At 32.1% G+C, this 20002-nt stretch carries 22 protein-coding genes; 17 read left to right on the top strand and 5 right to left on the bottom strand.

What is annotated here, in order from left to right; all coding sequences use genetic code 11:
• Positions 1-59 precede the first annotated feature (59 nt).
• The 7 genes from AC1RPV_RS06235 (at position 60) to AC1RPV_RS06205 (ending at position 6373) form a co-directional block, all read left to right on the top strand.
• Positions 60-1037: a ribose-phosphate diphosphokinase gene (locus AC1RPV_RS06235; protein WP_481761787.1), complete on the top strand. Its 978-nt coding sequence runs from the start codon at positions 60-62 to the stop codon at positions 1035-1037.
• 487 nt (positions 1038-1524) lie between these two features.
• Complete coding sequence (locus AC1RPV_RS06230) at positions 1525-1938, top strand: hypothetical protein (RefSeq protein WP_481761786.1); 414 nt, start codon at positions 1525-1527, stop codon at positions 1936-1938.
• 49 nt (positions 1939-1987) lie between these two features.
• Positions 1988-2806: a hypothetical protein gene (locus AC1RPV_RS06225; protein ID WP_481761785.1), complete on the top strand. Its 819-nt coding sequence runs from the start codon at positions 1988-1990 to the stop codon at positions 2804-2806.
• On the top strand, positions 2793-3491 hold the full coding sequence (locus AC1RPV_RS06220; RefSeq protein WP_481761784.1) for a hypothetical protein: 699 nt from the start codon (positions 2793-2795) through the stop codon (positions 3489-3491). The genes AC1RPV_RS06225 and AC1RPV_RS06220 overlap by 14 nt, the downstream gene beginning before the upstream one ends.
• A 675-nt stretch (positions 3492-4166) precedes the next feature.
• The gene (locus AC1RPV_RS06215; RefSeq protein ID WP_481761782.1) at positions 4167-4805 is read left to right on the top strand and encodes an ATP-binding cassette domain-containing protein; all 639 of its coding nucleotides are present in this window, start codon (positions 4167-4169) and stop codon (positions 4803-4805) included.
• The gene (locus AC1RPV_RS06210; RefSeq protein WP_481761781.1) at positions 4802-5317 is read left to right on the top strand and encodes a hypothetical protein; all 516 of its coding nucleotides are present in this window, start codon (positions 4802-4804) and stop codon (positions 5315-5317) included. Before AC1RPV_RS06215 ends, AC1RPV_RS06210 begins: the two co-directional genes overlap by 4 nt.
• An 891-nt stretch (positions 5318-6208) precedes the next feature.
• The gene (locus tag AC1RPV_RS06205; protein ID WP_481761780.1) at positions 6209-6373 is read left to right on the top strand and encodes a hypothetical protein; all 165 of its coding nucleotides are present in this window, start codon (positions 6209-6211) and stop codon (positions 6371-6373) included.
• Between the two features lie 729 nt (positions 6374-7102).
• Here the strand turns inward: AC1RPV_RS06205 and mscL are convergent.
• Positions 7103-7552: a large conductance mechanosensitive channel protein MscL gene (mscL, locus tag AC1RPV_RS06200; protein WP_409021944.1), complete on the bottom strand. Its 450-nt coding sequence runs from the start codon at positions 7550-7552 to the stop codon at positions 7103-7105.
• 144 nt (positions 7553-7696) lie between these two features.
• On the opposite strand from mscL, the gene AC1RPV_RS06195 reads away from it, so the two are divergent.
• The gene (locus AC1RPV_RS06195) at positions 7697-8053 is read left to right on the top strand and encodes a DUF3899 domain-containing protein (protein ID WP_481761779.1); all 357 of its coding nucleotides are present in this window, start codon (positions 7697-7699) and stop codon (positions 8051-8053) included.
• 17 nt (positions 8054-8070) lie between these two features.
• Positions 8071-8229: a hypothetical protein gene (locus AC1RPV_RS06190; RefSeq protein ID WP_481761778.1), complete on the top strand. Its 159-nt coding sequence runs from the start codon at positions 8071-8073 to the stop codon at positions 8227-8229.
• 59 nt (positions 8230-8288) lie between these two features.
• On the opposite strand, the gene yidA is transcribed toward AC1RPV_RS06190, so the two are convergent.
• Complete coding sequence (yidA, locus tag AC1RPV_RS06185; RefSeq protein ID WP_409021948.1) at positions 8289-9104, bottom strand: sugar-phosphatase; 816 nt, start codon at positions 9102-9104, stop codon at positions 8289-8291.
• Positions 9094-10461 (bottom strand): HD domain-containing protein, encoded by a 1368-nt coding sequence (locus AC1RPV_RS06180; protein WP_481761777.1) that lies wholly within the window; start codon positions 10459-10461, stop codon positions 9094-9096. The genes yidA and AC1RPV_RS06180 overlap by 11 nt, the downstream gene beginning before the upstream one ends.
• Before the next feature lie 168 nt (positions 10462-10629).
• Here AC1RPV_RS06180 and AC1RPV_RS06175 point away from each other — a divergent pair, with 168 nt between their 5' ends.
• The 8 genes from AC1RPV_RS06175 to AC1RPV_RS06140 all read left to right on the top strand — a co-directional run bounded on the left by AC1RPV_RS06175 (position 10630) and on the right by AC1RPV_RS06140 (position 17766).
• A complete protein-coding gene (locus AC1RPV_RS06175; protein ID WP_481761776.1) occupies positions 10630-11070 on the top strand; it encodes a YwiB family protein in 441 nt (146 codons plus the stop codon).
• Positions 11071-11114: 44 nt separating this feature from the next.
• Positions 11115-11711, top strand: a complete 597-nt coding sequence (gene rpoE / locus AC1RPV_RS06170; protein ID WP_481761775.1) for a DNA-directed RNA polymerase subunit delta — start codon at positions 11115-11117, stop codon at positions 11709-11711.
• Positions 11712-11931: 220 nt separating this feature from the next.
• Positions 11932-13524, top strand: a complete 1593-nt coding sequence (locus AC1RPV_RS06165) for a CTP synthase (protein ID WP_481761774.1) — start codon at positions 11932-11934, stop codon at positions 13522-13524.
• A 116-nt stretch (positions 13525-13640) separates the two neighbouring features.
• Positions 13641-14012 (top strand): GntR family transcriptional regulator, encoded by a 372-nt coding sequence (locus AC1RPV_RS06160; RefSeq protein WP_481761773.1) that lies wholly within the window; start codon positions 13641-13643, stop codon positions 14010-14012.
• Between the two features lie 2 nt (positions 14013-14014).
• Positions 14015-14908: an ATP-binding cassette domain-containing protein gene (locus tag AC1RPV_RS06155; RefSeq protein ID WP_481761772.1), complete on the top strand. Its 894-nt coding sequence runs from the start codon at positions 14015-14017 to the stop codon at positions 14906-14908.
• Positions 14908-15954: a hypothetical protein gene (locus AC1RPV_RS06150; protein ID WP_481761771.1), complete on the top strand. Its 1047-nt coding sequence runs from the start codon at positions 14908-14910 to the stop codon at positions 15952-15954. The genes AC1RPV_RS06155 and AC1RPV_RS06150 overlap by 1 nt, the downstream gene beginning before the upstream one ends.
• Positions 15955-16099: 145 nt before the next feature.
• Complete coding sequence (locus AC1RPV_RS06145) at positions 16100-16996, top strand: ABC transporter ATP-binding protein (protein ID WP_481761806.1); 897 nt, start codon at positions 16100-16102, stop codon at positions 16994-16996.
• The gene (locus AC1RPV_RS06140) at positions 16996-17766 is read left to right on the top strand and encodes an ABC transporter permease (RefSeq protein WP_481761770.1); all 771 of its coding nucleotides are present in this window, start codon (positions 16996-16998) and stop codon (positions 17764-17766) included. The genes AC1RPV_RS06145 and AC1RPV_RS06140 overlap by 1 nt, the downstream gene beginning before the upstream one ends.
• Before the next feature lie 78 nt (positions 17767-17844).
• On the opposite strand, the gene AC1RPV_RS06135 is transcribed toward AC1RPV_RS06140, so the two are convergent.
• Together AC1RPV_RS06135 and AC1RPV_RS06130 are read right to left on the bottom strand one after the other, a co-directional pair.
• Positions 17845-18528: a metallophosphoesterase gene (locus tag AC1RPV_RS06135; RefSeq protein ID WP_481761769.1), complete on the bottom strand. Its 684-nt coding sequence runs from the start codon at positions 18526-18528 to the stop codon at positions 17845-17847.
• Positions 18529-18782: 254 nt separating this feature from the next.
• The gene (locus AC1RPV_RS06130; RefSeq protein WP_481761768.1) at positions 18783-19790 is read right to left on the bottom strand and encodes a DUF1002 domain-containing protein; all 1008 of its coding nucleotides are present in this window, start codon (positions 19788-19790) and stop codon (positions 18783-18785) included.
• Between the last annotated feature and the right edge of the window lie 212 nt (positions 19791-20002).

Here is a 20002-nt window from a genome sequence, read left to right as displayed (position 1 = left end):
ATTTACTTGATTAATATTTAAAATTTTAAGTAGGGAAAATTAAATAACTGGAGGCACATATGTCAGAACATTATTTTGATCCAAAGTTGAAAATTTTTGCTTTGAACTCGAATAAACCATTGGCTGAAAAAATTGCTGATGCTGTTGGTGTTAAATTAGGTAAAACCTCTGTAGATCGCTTTAGTGATGGTGAAATCAGAATTAATATTGAAGAAAGTATTCGTGGAGATCATGTTTACATTGTTCAATCAACATCTGCACCCGTCAATGACAATATTATGGAATTATTAATTATGATTGATGCTTTGCGTCGCGCAAGTGCTAAATCAATTAATGTCGTTATTCCTTACTATGGTTATGCTCGTCAAGATCGTAAAGCACGTTCACGGGAACCAATTACAGCAAAATTAGTTGCTGACATGTTAGAAAAAGCTGGTGCAACAAGAATTTTAGCGCTTGATTTGCATGCTGCTCAAATTCAAGGATTCTTTGATATCCCAGTTGATCATTTAATGGGTGCACCTTTATTAGCTGACTACTTCTTAACCGAAGGATTAGATAAAGATTCTGTTGTCGTTTCACCTGATCATGGTGGAGTGACACGTGCTCGTAAATTAGCAGAATTCTTGAAAGCACCTATTGCAATTATTGATAAACGTCGTCCTAAAGCTAACGTTGCTGAAGTGATGAACATTATTGGTACCGTTGAAGGCAAACGTTGTATCTTAATTGATGATATGGTTGATACGGCAGGAACAATTACGCTTGCTGCTCAGGCTTTAATGGATGCCGGTGCAACTGAAGTGTACGCAAGTGCAACTCATCCGGTTTTATCAGGTCCAGCTGTTGAAAGAATTGCAAAATCACCTATTAAGCAATTTATCGTAACAGATTCAATTCAGTTACCTGAAGATAAGAAAATTGATAAATTAGTTCAAATTTCAGTGGGTCAATTAATTGGGGATGCAATCACGAGAATTCATGAAAACAAACCAGTTAGTCCATTATTTAAAAATCGTTTCCATAATGAAAAATAAAGTTAAGAAAGTTAGATAACTAATGTTGTCTAACTTTTTTTGTATCCAAATTTAGGACATAAAAAAACCGTCAGTCCAGGGAGACTGACGGAAAAAGGGAGTAGAGATAATTAATTTCAGGGGAGAAATTAGTTATGAGTTAGATTAATTTATTCGGGGAAATAAATTAAAATTTAAAAGTTATTAATTAAGGTATGAAGTTATAATAACAAGTAGTTGTGAAGAAAATGTGACGTAAAAAGGAAGAAAGTTCTTCTCGTAGTTAGTACGTTAGAGTAGTAAGCAGTCTGTTTACTTGAATATCTTAGGACTTAATAGATCTTACTAAGAATGATAAACAACATTAAAGTGATTTTTTATTAATATTAGCATTAATTTTATATTATATATAAATTATAAAAGTCTTTTTTAACTTGAATATTATTGTTTTGAGTTAATTATTTATATATAATATTAAATGCGTAAGGGAGAATTTTAAGGAGTTTTTATGAAAAAATTAATGTCATTTATTTTAGTTGCAATATGTGTTTTTGGTATAGCAATTTTAAGTTCAGATCGTGTAGAGGCTAACAATCCGAATTATGTTCATCTTGCTAATAGATGGAATGATCCTTGGGACGAAACTTATAGAATTCAAAAGTGGAGTAAAACTGCGTATGAATTAAACATCAAAAAGATATCGGGAAAAATACGTGTGGAAGCTTGGGGACACTCTTATAAGGCTGGTCGTACAGGAAATGTATCTGTTTCTAAAGGAAAAAAATATGTTATTAAATCTAAAGGACAGACAAAATTAACTAATTATTTAGTAGAGTGGTATGGAACAGGAAACAATGCATATATTGTAAATAGTATTCATGCATATGGTAGTGCTGATGGTAATTGGAAACCTGATAGATAAGAAGAAATAATGTGCTCTCTTACGCATTATATTAAAATAAAAGATTGGTGTGAAAAAAATGAATTCTTATTGGCTGTCGCGTATGGCGAAGAAACAATATTTTTATGGCATATTAGTGGGTTTTGCTTTAATAGTAGTTCACGTGTCTATGGATATGTTACCTAATAGGACTTATCTAGATGGTTCTAATTTAACTTTTACTGTGATTACAACATGGATAGGTATAGGTGGTACTGGTAGCGATTTTTCAGCTTTATTTTATTTGTTATTACCTTTATTTTCAGTGATTGGTTTGAATCTAATTGTCTTCGAGGATAAACAAACAGGTTTTATTAAACAATATGTACAAAAAAAGGGAATTATTAATTATTCTATTCATTCATTTAGCTTAAGCTTTATTTCAGGATTTTTGATTGGGATACTACCTTTATTATTGGATTTATTAGTAGCATGGTGTTTATTCCCTAATCAACCATTAGATGCTGTATTAAATAATAATCTGGGACTTGCATCGAATTCAACATATTTTATGAAGGACCTTTTCCAGCAATCATATACGGGGATTTTATTTTATATTTTACTTGCAGGTTTGTTCGCAGGTGTTTTTTCTGTAGTTGCCGCGAGTGTTAGTTTATATGTAAAAACAATTTATAGTGTGGTTAGTTTTAGTTTTTTACTGTGCTTATTTATAAGTGTTTTAGCTGCTGTATTTCCTTTTTATCTTGCTGCACCTTTGTCGCTTCCTATGGTAGGAGGACCCGCGGAGGGCCTACCTCCTTTATCATTTATTATGGGGATTTTGTTTTTGGTTCTCATTGTAGCTTATCTTTTTAATTTTATGGGAGTAAAACGTAATGCGATTATTTAAAATATATTTAAAAACTAAACGGTCTCGTGACTGGGTAATAGATATTCTTACGTTCTGTTTATTAATTATTTTATCTCTTTTTGAATATTATTTATTTTTAGGTAATGAAAAGAATAGTTCCTTTATTGACGTAGTCCAAGGAGGACTACAAAATAGTTTAAATATTGAAAATATAATGATTCTTTTCTTTCCAATATTGATATTATTACCCTTTCAGGGTTCTAAATTTCCAATTATGTATTATATAAGAAAACCTTTTTCTTTTTTGAGAGTACAAGTGAATTACTTTTATGCCATATATATTTGTGCATTTGTTATCTCTGGAATCCTTTTTTTAATTTTAAATAAGGATAATTTAAAATATAATATAAATGGCTATCAGCTAGTTACAATGGTTATTTATTTTATCGCAATGTATGTTTTTTATAATTTAATAGCGTCCTTTTATTGCCTCACAGGAAATAAAATTATATCGTTATTTTTAATTTATGGTTATTATCAATTAGAAATATTTTTGAACGAAAGAGGGATTAGATTGTTTTTTAATCATGGCATAATCAGTCTTGGATATAGTGTTAACACGTTATATTTAATTCAAAATATATTCTTTATACTACTCTTTTTTATTATTTTGGAGGTTTTTCAAAGATGGATTTTATCAAAAAAAGAATACTCTATAAATTGAAGTTTTTCAGTATCTTAGTTTTTAGAAATATTTATTTAACGATTTATTATTCTAAATGGCGTACGGTGCTCATTTTTATTATGCTAACGATGATGATCATATTGTGCAAAAGAGATCAAGTGAGTGGTATGACGAGCTTACTATATGGTGCTTCGTTAGATACTGAGGGAGAATCTTTTCCTTTATTTTGGTTCATCTTTGTGATTTCTCCAGCATTAGCTATTGGAAATTCACAAATGTTACTATGGAAATCAGATTTTAAAATTCTACATAATATTGGATATAAAAATTATTTATTTAGCAATTTATTGATGTTAGGAATTTATAATAGTTTTTTTTATTTTTTGATAGTGATTATAAACGGTTTTGGTATCTCACATTTAGCTTTCTATAGTTATCTATTTATATTTAGTTTCACCTATCTTGTATTGTTATCAACAGCGTCATTTTTATTAGATGATTTTATACTACCCTTAATAGGGAGTTTAGCAGTCATAATATTAGATGTTTATATTTCTCACATATCCATTATAGACGCAACAATGCTCTCTAGATTTAACCCTAATCATAATTCGGTTAACATTATAATTTTATTAACGATTATATTGAGTTGCATCATTATCTCACTTATAAAAATTAAAGATATTGATTTTATTTAAAGAAAGTAGTGTAAAAATGAAAATAATAGAGTTGAAAAACATTTCCAAAAGAATTAAGCAAAAAGATATTTTAGTAGATATCAATTTATCAATTGAAGAAGGAATCGTTTGTGGATTCAGTGGGCCAAATGGTGCTGGGAAATCCATGATATTTAATACGATTATTGGGTTTGTAAAGCCTACTGAAGGTGAAGTTTGGGTTAATGGAAAATATATCAGAGTAGATGAACTTTTTTCAAGCAGCATTGCTTTTTCTATGGATAGTATTGGTATGTTAGAAGATTTTTCAGTTCTTAAAAACTTGGACTTAATTAATCAACTAAATAGTCATAAAATGACTAAGAATGAATTGAACGAAATGGTAACTTATGTTGGACTAGATCCTAATGATAAGCGTGCGATTAAACACTATTCATTAGGAATGAAGAAAAGGGCCTCAATTGCTTGTTGTTTAATCAATGATGCACCTATTTTAATATTAGATGAACCTAGTAATGCACTAGACGATAGTGGAAAAGACTTTTTGCGTCAGTTAATTATCGATCAAAAAGCAGCAGGGAAAACAATCCTTATTTCTAATCATGATAGTGTTTTCTTAAACGAAGTGAGTGATAAAATCATTCACATTTCAGAAGGTAGAGTTATTCTAAAATGAAAAATAAAAATTCGTGGAAACTAAGTCAGAGAGGATTACTTATTTTGGGAGGCATCTGCTTACTAGCAAGCGCTGTATGGTTATGGAATGCTCATGCAGCAGTAACCGAACAATATAAAAACAGTCAAATTAAGAATGTGTTTGTAACATCTAATCATCAAAAAATAGTAAATGAAAAATTTGTATTTACTAAAATCAAGCATCACGTCACTAAAGACTCAGACGAAGCTTACTACAATGACAGTATTGATGTCGATATTGAATCAAAAAAAGATGGTGACTTTCCACTCGGAGGGCTATTTGTTATGAATAGTTCTTATGATGTGACCCAATCTGATATGCTTAATGAAAAAGGTGAATCTGATTCTTCGCTGCATGTCGGGATAAATCATAAGACTTTAAAAGCAATTATTAGAAAAGGCTCTGGTAATCGTTCTTTTAATTTAGTGTTTTTAACTTCGTCCAAACCAGGTACTAATATAAAATATATCTATCAAAGTGATTTTAAGTGAATATCACTAGGTAAATTAAATTAATTTAGACAGTCCCGGCAGGTAATGCTAGGGCTGTTTTTTACTATTCTTAAAGTATTCAAATTCAACATAAAAAACCGTCAGTCCGGGGAGACTGACGGAAAAAGGGAGTAGAGATAATTAATTTCAGGGGAGAAATTAGTTATGAGTTAGATTAATTTATTCGGGGAAATAAATTAAAATTTAAAAGTTATTAATTAAGGTATGAAGTTATCATAACAAGTAGTTGTGAAGAAAATGTGACGTAAAAAGGATAAAATATGATTACTTTTTTTGTGGGGTGAAAGTATAGGATATATAATATTTTAGTAGTTTTTACATAAAGATTTTCTTAGAATAAAGCACTATTTGAGCTGATTATTAAATACAACTTTTCTACTACCCTTTAAAATTGATAAAGTGTATATTAAAAGGTAGTAAATATAGTTTAAGAAAGTGTTGCTATGGTTCTTTTAGCTCAAGAATTGTTAAATTATAACTTATAAGACTGTTTAAGGCTAGCAGAAGGTAAATGAAAATTAAAGATTCATTTGAATTGTTTGTAACCTATCAAGTCTATTCTATAATATTTTGATTGAATAAGGGTTGAATAATTAGTCAATTAATTAAAGGTGAAATAATTTATGGAATTAAGATACTTTATGAAGAGTCTAATTGAATAGGGAGTGATCCATATCCGGTACAAGATTATAATATTATATTAAAAAATTTAGAGAGCCTGACTTTGATTATGCAGGAGAGTTACCCAAAATATCTATGGCTTTTAGTACGTCTAGTACAGTAACTAGTGTTGGGGCAGAACTTGGGGTAACTTTAGTTACTATTTTCATAGTCTTTGTAGGTTCCTTAATAATATAGAAGGAGAAGAATATGATAGAATTTGAGATAAAAGTATTAATATTTTTATTAATTGGTACGCTTGTATTTATGATTTTAAAAATGCGGAAATATAAAAAAGAAATTACCGAACTTAATGATGTGGAAAAGAAGCAACAAGAACAAATAAGTAGATTAGAAGGGAAAAATAATGAATAGTTATGATCTAGTTTATCTTGTTATGCCTTTAGTATTATTTTGTATTTGGATTGCTTTCTACATTTACTTATGTGTATGTTTATATAAATATAAGAAAGCTAGACGAAAAGTAATAATTAGTTCTGCTAAACTTAATGAATTAACAACAAAAAAGATATTAGAACTAGAAAAAAAGTTAAAAAAATAGAATAAAAACTAATTAAAAAGAGAAGTAATCAGAAATCAATCTGGAGACTTCTCTTTTTAATTTATTATAGAGCTAATCGATTCTCAGAATAGTCTTGTGTCTAATCTGAGAATATAACCAATTAGGTTGGGCATTAAACTTAGACTTCAAACGTATATTTAATTAGAGACAGTACTCGTAATGTTAAAAAGGGGGACCAAAATAATCTTAGATTGTTATTTATTACTACAGATTATAACGCTTGAATATTATGATTTTATAGTCGATACACTTTAATTTTAAGGGTATAAAAAAACCGTCAGTCCGGGGAGACTGACGGAAAAAGGGAGTAGAGATAATTAATTTCAGGGGAGAAATTAGTTATGAGTTAAATTAATTTATTCGGGGAAATAAATTAAAATTTAAAAGTTATTAATTAAGGTATGAAGTTATCATAACAAGTAGTTGTGAAGAAAATGTGATGTAAAAAAGATAAAATATAAGTAAAATAAAAAAACTTGATTCCGATTAAAAATCAGAATCAAGTTTTTATTAATTATTATTTAGTCTTCTTTTGCAATTTTTTCTTCAATTTTTTTTGATGCTTCTCGAGGTAAGTCACTATCTCTTTCAGCTAGTAAGTTACGGATATCTTTTAAATATTCTTCTGTAGGTGTTAATGTCGTTTCTGAAGATTCTTCTTCCTTATCATTAGATCTACTTGTTGCATTTCTAAGTGCTGTGATTCCTTTAAGCAACATAAAGATAACAAAGGCTACGATTATAAAGTTAATGACATCGTCTAAAAATTGTCCGATTTTGAAAGTTGTATCACCAATTGTGAGAACGATCCCTGACAAGTCAACTTTACCGACGACAAGTGCAATGATAGGACCAATGATGTTAGTTGTGAAAGACTTAACGATTGTTGTAAATGCACCACCAATAATAACAGCGACTGCCAAATCCATCACATTTCCGCGAGTGATAAAATCTCTAAATTCTTTTAACATGTTTGATGAGTCTCCTTTAATTTGGTTAACTGTATCTTAAAGTATAACGGATTTTATAGGATAAGTGAACTGAAAATTGTGAGTTAATAGGTTTGAATGATATAATCAAAGCACAAATTAAAAGCGAGCGAGGAACTAACTATCATGAAACAGGCTAAAAGGAATGTCACATTTTTATTAAGTGTACTGGCAATCATTACTGCGATTATCTGGATCCGTGTTGGAGGGGATAGTTTTTCTTTATCTAATGTATATTTTTATATTGGCATTATATTAATTCTAGTCGGCATTATATTAATTTTGAGCCAAGCACAACTATTCGCTGGCTGGTTTAAACGACGAGATAAAGGTGAATCTAAAGAAGATTATAATGAACGTAAAATTGATGTTAAAAGTGTAGGAAGTAAAAAAAATCGTCCGCTTAAAATATCACCATTGATGCGTAGTTGTTTTATTGTTGGTGCATTATTGATTTTGATTGCTGTATTAGTGACTATTTAAACTAGGGAGATGATGTCATGAATATTTTTTTGGGTATTATCATCGTTTTGTGTTTTGCTGTAGGAGCATACTTTGTAGATGGTGGATTTGCAGAAAATGCTGGATCATTATATAAACAATTTAAGCAATCAAAGTTATCTTTTAGAGAATTTATGCGATTGTTGTTTAGAAGATAATTCGCCAAAAAAACGGACCTAACTTTGATTATTCAAAGTTAGGTCCGTTTTTAATTTATTTAATCAGCTAATGCATATTTTTGGATTGCTTTAGCAACACCTAACTCAACGTTAGTAGCAGTTACTGCTTGAGCATTATCTTTAACTTCTTGAATGGCGTTACCCATGGCAACACCTAGACCTGCTGCTTGGATCATTGATAAATCATTACCTTGATCACCAAGTGCCATAACCTCGTCTTTGGTGAAACCTAATTTATCAGCCAAGGACATAACGGCATTTCCCTTGCTGGCATTTTTGTTTAGGAGTTCTAAAAAGTAAGGTTCACTTTGAACGTAGTAATAATTATCGGTAATTTTTGCGGGTAATTCCTTAACGACACGTGTAATAACTTCAGGATAATCAATATACATCATTTTCGAAATGACGATATTCTTGTCCATTTCTTCAGGTTTTCGGAAACGAATAGGCATTTGAACTAAGAATGACTCTGCCACAGAATATTCACTGATATCAGCATTAGGTGTATACATTAATGCTTGATCTTCAGCATGAACATGGACGTTTAATTCACGACTTGTTTCTTCGATTATGTTGTAATCATTAATATCTAACGTATGATGAATTAAAACTTCACCAGAGCCTGAAACTTGAACTAAAGCACCGTTAAAAGTAATAACAAAATCATCATCTGATGTTAAACCGAGTTTTTCTAAGTATTTTGTAACGCCTGTTAAAGGACGTCCGGTACAAAGGACAACTTTGATGCCAGCAGCTTTAGCAGCTTTAATAGTAGTAATAGTTTCTGGGGCGATTTCTTTTTTATCATTAACGAGAGTACCGTCAATATCGATTGCGATTAATTTAATTGTCATGTTGTGTATTCTCCTTTGGGTTGATTAAAGTATCATTATTAAGATAAGTTCTAAATTGTGTATAAATGTCAGTGAATAAATCGTTCTCTGATTTTACTAATTCTCTTGGGAAGAAGAAACGACGGTCGCCTGATACTTTACCAGTAATAGAAGCAACGAGGTCACTGACGCTAGATAATTCAACAAGTGAACCATCTTCTTGAGCTAATTCGATTTGGGTGCGCGGCTTATCTTTGGTTGGATCATAGGCATCATAAGGTAAGTCGTAACTGTCATTTTCTGCCGTATAGTAGTCAGGTTGAAAGCCAGCTGATTCAATAAGACGTTCTAGAGTAGGTAATAAATCAACAGTCTCTTCATCAAATTTGATTGATTTAAATGGTTTGCGATCCAGGAAACGGACAGCTAAGTCACTTAAGATATTATCAGTATTTTGACGCCATTCCGTGAAGTAAGTGGTTAAAACACCGTCATCTAATTGTAAATAATCATCTAATGAAAATTCATTTTTAAAAAGTGGAATCAATAATTTTGGTGAATCCTCGGCACTTAAGCGATTATTTTCGTATAGGTATTTAGCCCGATTTAATAAATGACTTAAAATAACTTCCATTGATCTAGAAATAGGATGGAAATAAACTTGGACGTACATTTGGAATCGGCTGACAATATAATCTTCAACGGCATGCATCCCATTGATATCAAATGCAATCCCGCCTTTATAAGGACGCATCACACGTAAAATCCGAGTTAAGTCAAATGTACCATAATTTGTACCAGTGTAGTAAGAATCACGTAATAAGTAATCCATTCGATCAGCGTCTATTTGACTCGAAATCAATTGGACAACTTGTGGATTAGGGTACGTTTTTTGAATAACACTTGCCACTTTTTCTGGGAAATCAGCAGAAACTTTTGCTAAAACTTGATTAATCTCAGTTGATGGATCAGTTAAAATTTGAGCAGTGATAGCTTCGTGGTCCGTTTTGAAAATGTGCTCGAAAGTATGTGAGTATGGACCATGGCCGATATCGTGTAAAAGAGCAGCGCATAACGCCACTAATTTTTCGGAGTCGTCCCATAAACCGTCGCCAGCTTCTTTGCTTGGATAATTTCGTTGGAAATTATCGCAGATTCGACGTGTGATTTCATAAACACCCACGGAATGGGTGAAACGTGAATGTTCCGCTCCATGAAAAGTTAATGAAGTTGTACCGAGCTGTTTAATTCGGCGTAAACGTTGGAATTCTTTAGTATTAATTAAATCTAAAATAACTTGATGTTGCACATAAATGTAATCGTGAATAGGATCACGTAACACTTTTTCTCTAGCAAGTAACGGCGATTGTTCGAGCAATAGAATCCCTCCTCGAAAATTTAGATAGTAAATAAGTTCGTAATACTTCTATTATAACGAACATTCGTAATTTAGTCATGACATAATGATGATTATAGGTAACGACATTCATTTAAATCTAAGTTATAATACAGTGAAACGATAAGGTGAATGGAGGAATTAAGTTGTATGGCAATCACGTTAGATAAACAAATTGCGATCCATTTGGAAACAATTAAAACACAAGAAGGCGAAGTTGAACGCTATGTCATCGAAACAACGGGACAACTCGTTCGTTTAGGCGATGGGATGTATATCAGATATAAAGAAGAAGACGCAGAGTCTGGTAAAAAAAATCCAGTTACCTTTAAATTGCAAGATGATGGTGAAATTCAATTAACTCGAGAAACAGATGATATACGCACAAAATTAATTTTTTTAGCGCAAAAAAAAATTAATGGGGTTTATAAAACAGCGTATGGTCGTATTCCAATTGAAATTGAAACAACGCAATTAAAAAGTCAGTTAAATAGCCAACCAATTTCGGGATCACTTGATATTGATTATCGCTTAACAACAAGCGGTGAATTGTTGGGAGACTATAATATACGATTGCAATTTACGGCATAAAAATGTATGATTAAGAGTAGACTTTTGGAAAGGACGTGTGCTAGTTGGAGCTTAAACAATTCGATGGCCAAAACAAAGACGAGTTATCAATGATCGAGGTTGCTCACGCAATCTTATCGCAACATGGTGACGTCATGGGTTTTGCTGACTTAACTAATGAAATCCAAACATATCTTGGTAAAAATGATTTAGAAGTGAGAGATCGCTTATCACAATTTTACACAGATTTAAATGCTGATGGTAGCTTCATTTCACTTGGAGAGAACTTATGGGGATTACGTTCATGGTATCCCTTCGATTCAATCGATGAAGCTGTTGCTCATGTAGAAGATGAAGACGATGAAGATCGTCCTAAACGTAAAAAACGTAAGAAAGTTAATGCTTTCTTAGCAGATGCCGCTGATGATGATGACGTTATTGATTACAATGATGATGATCCTGAGGACGACGATTTAGATGCAACTTATGAAGATGACGACGAAGATGATGATGAAGATACAGAAATTAAAGGTTATGATAAAGATTTAGATGAAATAGCTGATAGTAATTCTGATGATGAAGAAGAATTACCAGAAGGTATTGAAGATCAATTATCTGAAATATCCGATGAAGATGCAGAAGACGACGAGGAAAATAATTAAAAGGACTTGACGATTTCGTCAAAACCCTGTAATATATTTTTTGGGCGCCTCGCAGGTATTTCTTGCGAGGACAAACGCACGGTTGATACAAGCTCCCTACACTGATTAGATTATTCTACTCGGCTTAGGGGGCTTGTTGTTTTTTATAGACATAATGAACAATAACTATCAGGCCACAAACACAGAATCCCCACAAAAATTAACCCAAAGGAGATTTATAATGACCAAATATATATTTGTTACAGGTGGCGTTGTTTCGTCAATTGGTAAAGGGATTGTTGCAGCATCTCTTGGCCGTTTATTAAAGAATAGAGGCTTGAAAGTTACTATTCAAAAGTTTGATCCTTATATCAATGTGGATCCAGGAACAATGAGTCCCTATCAACATGGGGAAGTTTTCGTAACTGATGATGGTACAGAGACTGATTTAGATCTTGGTCATTATGAACGTTTTATTGATATTAACTTAAATCAATATTCAAACGTAACGACTGGTAAAATTTATTCAGAAGTTTTACAAAAAGAACGTCGTGGTGATTATTTGGGTGCCACAGTTCAAGTTATACCACATATTACAAATACAATTAAAGAAAAAATTATGCGTGCTGGAACAACAACGGATTCTGATGTTGTAATTACTGAAATAGGTGGAACTGTTGGTGATATTGAATCATTGCCTTTCCTTGAAGCATTACGTCAAATGAAAGCTGATGTCGGTTCAGATAATGTTATTTATATTCATACAACATTGATTCCTTACCTAAAAGCTGCAGGTGAAATGAAAACGAAACCTACACAACATAGTGTTAAAGAATTACGCGGATTGGGTATTCAACCAGATATGTTGGTTGTTCGGACTGAAGAACATATCTCGCAAGATATGCGTAATAAATTAGCTAATTTCTGTGATGTTGAACCAGAAGCCGTTATTGAATCAATGGATGTTGATACATTATATACGATTCCTTTAGCGTTACAAAAACAAAAAATGGACCAAATCGTTGTTGATCATTTGAAATTAACAACACCAGAAGCAGATATGACTGAATGGCAAAAACTTGAAACACAAGTTTTAAATTTGAAGAAAACAATCAATATTGCGTTGGTTGGTAAATATGTTAAATTGCCAGATGCTTATATTTCTGTTGCCGAAGCATTGAAACATGCTGGATACACTGTTGATGCTGATGTTAAAATCACAATGGTTGATGCAGAAAAATTAGATGAAAGTAATATTGTTGAAACGTTGCAAGATGCTGATGGAATCATCGTTCCAGGAGGATTCGGTAATCGTGGACTTGAAGGGATGATTCTTTCAATTCAATATGCGCGTGAAAATAATGTTCCATTCTTAGGTGTTTGTCTTGGTATGCAAATGGCATGTATTGAATTTGCACGTAACGTTGTTGGGCTCCAAGGCGCACATTCAACTGAAGCTGTTCCAGAAACACCACATAACATTATCGACTTGATGACAGATCAAGAAGATGTTGAAGATATGGGTGGAACACAACGTCTTGGTTTATATCCATGTAAATTAAAACCAGGAACGGTAGCAGCTGCAGCTTATGATAATCAAGAAGTTATCCAAGAACGTCACCGTCATCGTTATGAATTTAATAACGAATACCGTGAACAACTTGCTGATAAAGGATTGGTTTTTGCTGGAACATCTCCAGATAATCGTTTAGTTGAAGTTGTTGAAATTCCTGAAAATAAATTCTTTGTGGCAGCTCAATACCATCCAGAATTTTTATCAAGACCACAACGTCCAGAAGGTTTATTCCAAGCCTTTGTGAACGCTACAGTTTAATAAATGTAATTGAAAGAGATAATAACAATTTGTTATTATCTCTTTTTTTATGTCTAAAAGGGTTGTATTTAATATGTGTACTATGTATTATAGTACACATGGATGAGGTGAGATAATTGCAAATTAATAAGACGAGTAGTAAACCGTTTTATGAACAATTGATATCAGGTATAAAAGAAGATATTTTTAAAGGAATTTTGCAGACAGAAGACAAGTTGCCGTCAGTTAGAGAAATGGCTAAAATTCATGAAATGAATCCAAATACGGTTAGTAAAGCGTATAAAGTTTTAGAATCACAGGATGTAATCGTGACAGTTAAAGGTCGAGGGACATATGTCAAAGCCAATAATGAGAGCAATCGCGATGAACGACAAATCCAAAAAAATCGTGAGGCATTGTTAGATACGATTAAAGAAGTGACCTATCTCGGTGTCCAAGAAGATGAGATTCAGGGTTGGGTTAAGTCGTATTTTGAAAAGGAGGACTAAGAATGGGATTTGAAATTAAAGGTTTATCAGAGAAAATTAGTGACAAAGAGATACTTAATGATATTAATATGTCTTTAGTCCCAGGGGAAATAGTGGGTCTAATTGGTCGTAATGGAGTTGGTAAAACAACCTTATTCAGATCAATTTCAGGCCAATACATACCAGATCAAGGTGATATTTTAATTGATGATCAATGGATGAAAGAAGATTCATCATTGAAGGAAAAACTCTTTTATTTAGATACACAGAATAATTTTTTAGACAGCTACACAATAGATAAGATTGTCGAATTCTATGAACTCGCTTATCAAACGTTTGATCGTCAAAAATATGATAATTGGGTCACAGAATACAACCTACCTAAACAAACAAAATATCGTCAATTTTCTAAAGGGATGCAAGGATTATTTAATATTATTTTGGCCTTTTCCACTGGTGCACCATATGTTATTTTAGATGAACCACTGGACGGGTTAGATGTAATTGTCCGTAAACAAGTTTTCCAAATTATTATTGATGCCGTTGCTGAAGACCAGCGAAGTGTACTTATTTCTTCACATAATTTAGAAGAATTAGATCGATTAATCGATCGCGCAATGGTTTTAAAAGATGGACATATTGTGAGTGATTATCGTTTGGAAGACACGCGTTCAGAATCACGAAAAGTTCAATTGGTGTTTAAATCAAAAGAAATTCCAGCTTTCATTAAAGAAAATAGCCGAGCAATGAGTATTCAAGGTCGTGTCGTCACTGTTTTATTTGAACACTATTCAGATGAAATTGAAGCTCAAATTGAAGCTGAAGATCCGGCATTATTCGAAGAATTACCGTTAACGTTGGAAGATTTATTCCGAGCAAGTCTTTCGGCTAAAGAAAATACCGGAGGTGGGAAGTAGTGACAGTTAATAGAAGATTGAATCAGATTATTTGGCAGAGATATAAGTGGATTGTTTTATCACTTGTTGCACTTATTGTGGTTGTTATGGGGTTTACACTACATAATTCGGTTGACACTACGGGAATAGACGCGGCCAATCTTACTTATACAGAGTTTGTTCAAAGTGAAAAAGATTCGGCAAAAGCGGATCATCGTAAAATAGGTTCAGTTAGCAGAGCAACATATGAAAAAAATAATATTAAAATAAAAGATGTAAGTATTCATGATGGTACATTTCAAAATGCAAAAACAGCACTAGTTATTTTTAGTCTGGGTGCTATCTTATTAGGGATATTTACTAATATGTATGATATGCAAACTAAATTTAATGAATTTATATTTTCAAGCTCATTTTCTAGAAAACGCATTTTCTTAAAAAAAATTGGTCTAATGTTACTACCTGCCTTACTTACTTTTATTGTAGGTTCAATTATAACAACATTTGTTGCTGATGTAGCTATCTCAGTAAGTAATCCAAATTTTATATCAGATAGAATGATACATTTATTCTTAGATAGTAGTCAATTGATTGCGCTATACAGTGTTGGCCTTGTGGTAGGTGTTTTAGTTCGTCGGGTTGTAGCATCTGTCGTCACTGCGTTGGGATTCACTGGCTCGGCCTTGATATGGTTTGCTTACTTTGAAGGATTCATTTTTGATCAAACGCAAGACATGTCTAATACTTATTATCTTGTACTAGGATTTATATACTTGATTGCTGGGTTATTGATGATAGTGATGGCAGTTCATTATTTCAACAAATTATCATTAGAACAGGATAGTCCTTATTTACAATTCGATTATTTAAAACTACCACTACTCATTTTTACAACGGCTTATATAGCTATTTTAATGGCTGTAGTTAATTATGATACAATTGGGGAAAAAATAGGATATGGCTTGATAAGCGGCTGTATTACAGTCATTGTTGCTTATATTGTTATTTATCGTCCACAAAATATTAGTCAAAAATTGCAACGTATTTTTTCGAAAAATAAAAAATAAAAGTAAAATGGCTACCTATTTCTCTAAGAATAGGTAGCCATTTTGACCTTACAGACTTGTTAGTATGTAATAAAAGGGAATTGTGCTAAACTACTGTTTATAGGAATGTAAAAGCAATTATTGGGAGGGATTCAATTTGAAAGAAATGTTAACAATAAACAATTTAACTAAAAGTTTCGGTAAAAAGGTAGTCCTCAAAGGTATTAATTTTACAATCGCAGAAGGTGAGATTGTTGGGCTTGTTGGTGCTAATGGCGCTGGTAAAACAACCATCATGAAATCAATTCTTGGATTATCAAATTACCAAACTGGAGAAATAACAATTGACGGTAAAATTGTATCAACAACTAGCCATCAAGGGTTAGAAGAAGTTGGTGCCTTAATTGAATATCCTGGTATCTATCCATTTTTAAGTGGCTATGATCATTTAAAATTATTCTCTGAAATCAATACCAAAGAAGAATTAGATGAAATTGTTGCTGATTTGCATATGACAGATTACATTAATCGTAAAGCTAAATCATATTCATTAGGAATGAAGCAAAAATTAGGAATTGCATTAGCTTTATTAAATAGACCAAGATTAATTATTTTAGATGAACCTATGAACGGATTAGATCCTCAAGCAACACGTGATGTCCGCGAACTTGTTTTAAAGTTATCTAAACGCGGGACAGCGTTCTTGATTTCAAGTCATATTTTAGGTGAATTAGAGAAAATTGTTGATCACTTTATTATTTTAAATGAAGGTAAAATAATGAAAGCAATGTCTACTACTGAATTAAGTGATAGTAGTAAGCGATATGTTTTACTAGAGACGACGTCAAACGAGCAAGCTAAAGTTCTTTTAAAGGCCGCTAATTATGAATTGGCAGTTGATCAAACAGTTAAAGTAAAGGTAGACGAACAAGATACTTTAGCAAATATTATCCAAGTGCTCTACGATAATAAAATTCAAATAAATGATGTACGTCATCAAGAACATGATATGGAAGAATCACTATTGAATTTATTAGATAGTAATGACGGAGGTAAGGCTTAATGTTAACTTTAGTTAAACAAGAATTATTTAAGTTAGGTAAAAAGAAATCTACAGCGATTATATCAGCGATATTACTTGTTTTTATTTTTGGGGTAGCACTTTTAACAAAAATATATAGTTCGATTTTCGATCCAGCAAGCATGGTACAAAGTGGATTTGGATCTATTCAATTAATTATTTTCATTTTAATTGCGTCAGCAAGTGTTATTATTGCTATGGAAACACAGTTTGGTACAATTAAGGATTTGCTTTATCGGAAATATTCACGTGGAGCTGTTTTAGCTAGTAAATGGCTTACAATATTAATCTATTCGATTTATTTGAATGTTTTAATATTCGTGGCTTCAATTATAGCTAAATTAGTGCTTTTACCAATGGTATCCTTGTCAGATAAAATAGATAACCAAACGATTGTTATGTCTTTAATAACAACGTTAGTGGGGAATTTTATTAGTACCTGGTTGATTTTAAGTTTGGTATTATTATTGGCTAGTATCTTTAGTAGTTCAGGTGCTTCGATTGCAGCTGGTATTGTTTTTTATTTCTTAACATCTATTTTATCAGGAATCCAAATGTTAGCTATTGCTAAATGGGATTGGATTAAATGGAATCCACTTAATATGATGAATTTAAGTAATCAGTGGGCAGACGGACAGGAGTTTGAAAAACTAACTCAATTAACGAATAACGAATTGATTATAGGTAATCTAGCTTATACGGCACTATTTTTATTTTTAGGTTATTTTGTTTTCAAACGTAAAAATGTTTAAAAAAAGTGTATCGTCAATTAATTTTTGACGATACACTTTTTTTGTCCAATAATTATGAGTAGCTTAAAATGACTATTACTAAAGATACAAGTCAAATACTGCAATCTGTGGAGGTACTAGGAATCGAGCTGAGATTCGAGATGTTCCAATACCACTATTAACATATAATTTTGTATTGTTCTTTAGTGTATAAAGGCCACTAGAGTAGCCACCATCTCCGTCATGATCAGATAATAATCCTTTATTAGTGAAAGGAATACGAATTTGGCCACCATGTGTGTGACCACTTAAAATTAAATCGACGGTATTAAATGAACCATTTGACAAACTAGGTTCATGAGCCATTAAAATATGGTACGTTGAATTGGATTTATCAGGAGCTACTGTCGTTTGGACATCGGGGATACCTAATTGAGAGTCATCTACACCACCCAACCAAATGGATGAATTTCCACCTACATTGATAGTCGTTGAACTATTTTTAAGGACAGTAAAACCACCTTGATTCATTACAGTAGTGTAAACTCTGGCTGCACCGCCACCGTAATCTTTATTTCCATATACTGCGTATTTTCCATAGGTTGATTTAATTTCACTTAGTTTTTGAACAATAGCTGTTACGGGATGGTATTGATTGTAATTGCTGAATAAATCACCTGTAAATAAGACCAAATCTGGTTTTTCTTGATTGATTTTATTAACAATTTTTCCGAAATTTTCAGGTGTATAATCATCTGCTATTTCGACATCACTAATTTGCACAATTTTAAGTTTCTTTTTAGTAGTATCTGCCTTATTTAAAGCAATATTTTTAACGACAACGCGGTAAGGCTCTATTTTAAATGCGTAAAAGGTACATGCGGCACTTACTATTAATAGGATGAAAATGACACTTAATATTTTTTTCTTCGTGATAGTATCATGCCTCCGTTTGATTAGTTAACTAAAAAAACCTACAGTAAGATTTTTAGTCTAAAACTGTAAGTTCTTCTTAAAACCTATATGGTTAGTTTTATTTATGAAATCCAAGAACTAATAGCTGACCAGATAGCGTTAAAAAATGAAACAATTGCGTCCCAAATTTTTTGTAGGAAGTTTCGATTTTCAGCTGTGTCTAATTTGCTGAAAATATCTTTAGCACCATCTTGAATATTTGTTGCAACTTTACTTGCTTGTGATTTGAAATTTGATGAATCTAAAGCACCTGAATCACGAATCTTGATTAACACGGCAATAATATCTTGTTTTTGATTATCAGTAATGACATTTGTTAAGTTATTATTTGTGATTTGGTTATTTACAATAGTAGTAATTTGATTATTTGTAATAGAACTACCTTCTTTAGCCATATCATTTTTAGCACCGGCTACAGCGTTATTCAATTGTGAATCAGTATACCCATCTTTGCTTTTATTGGCTTGTGTAATGTCACTTAAAGTCGACATTTCATTTTGTGCGGCAGTGACTTGTTTTGTATTTAGAGCGTCCCCGTTTGTAGCGAAGGCTGCATAAACACCAGCTAAAGCACCTGATCCATCTATTGGTGTAGCAGAAGTGACATAGATATTGGCATCAGTTACACCAGCTGTTAATGCGGCGTTTTTATATTGGTTTTCTGTAATTGTGGTGATGTTATTTTTACCATTGTAGTCTAAAATTTCAACGTTGATACCAGAACCACTGCTCGTTTTTTGAACCATAGCAGATGACCAGACACCTGAAGTTGATGTAAATGAGCCACCAGAACTATTGAGATATTTAACTAAAGTTGCGCCATTTACGGGTAATGTCGAATATGAAGAACTACCGTTTAAGCTAGCTGTTAAAGTTGAAAGTGTTCCTGATTTTTGTGAATCTGTTAAACTTGTTCCTAATGTGACAACTGGATTTGACCAGTCAGTTGTTGTGCCCGATGTTGATGAAGCTGAGCTTGAATCATTAGTTGCAGCAGAGGCAACAGATCCTAGACTCAAGACAGCTAATGTTGTAAGAGTTACTGTATAAATTAATTGTCTGAATTTCATAATGGTTTGCTCCTTAAATAGCATGTATTTTAATTTTATTATACCTATCTGATGAAGGAATCATAATAATTGAGTTTGAATAATAGAAAAAATTAAGATTTATCATCATTGAGAGATTTCTTTGTAAGTGAGACAATGAGCGCATCATTTAATCTAGCAACATAATTTTGAGTAGTATGGTATGACTAATTTAAATAAAACTAACGACTGAA

The organism is Dellaglioa sp. CoH-55-MRSF-9 (genome assembly GCF_056782155.1).
The sequence above is the reverse complement of the archived record's forward strand: the minus strand, read 5'-3'. Positions and strand labels throughout refer to the sequence as shown.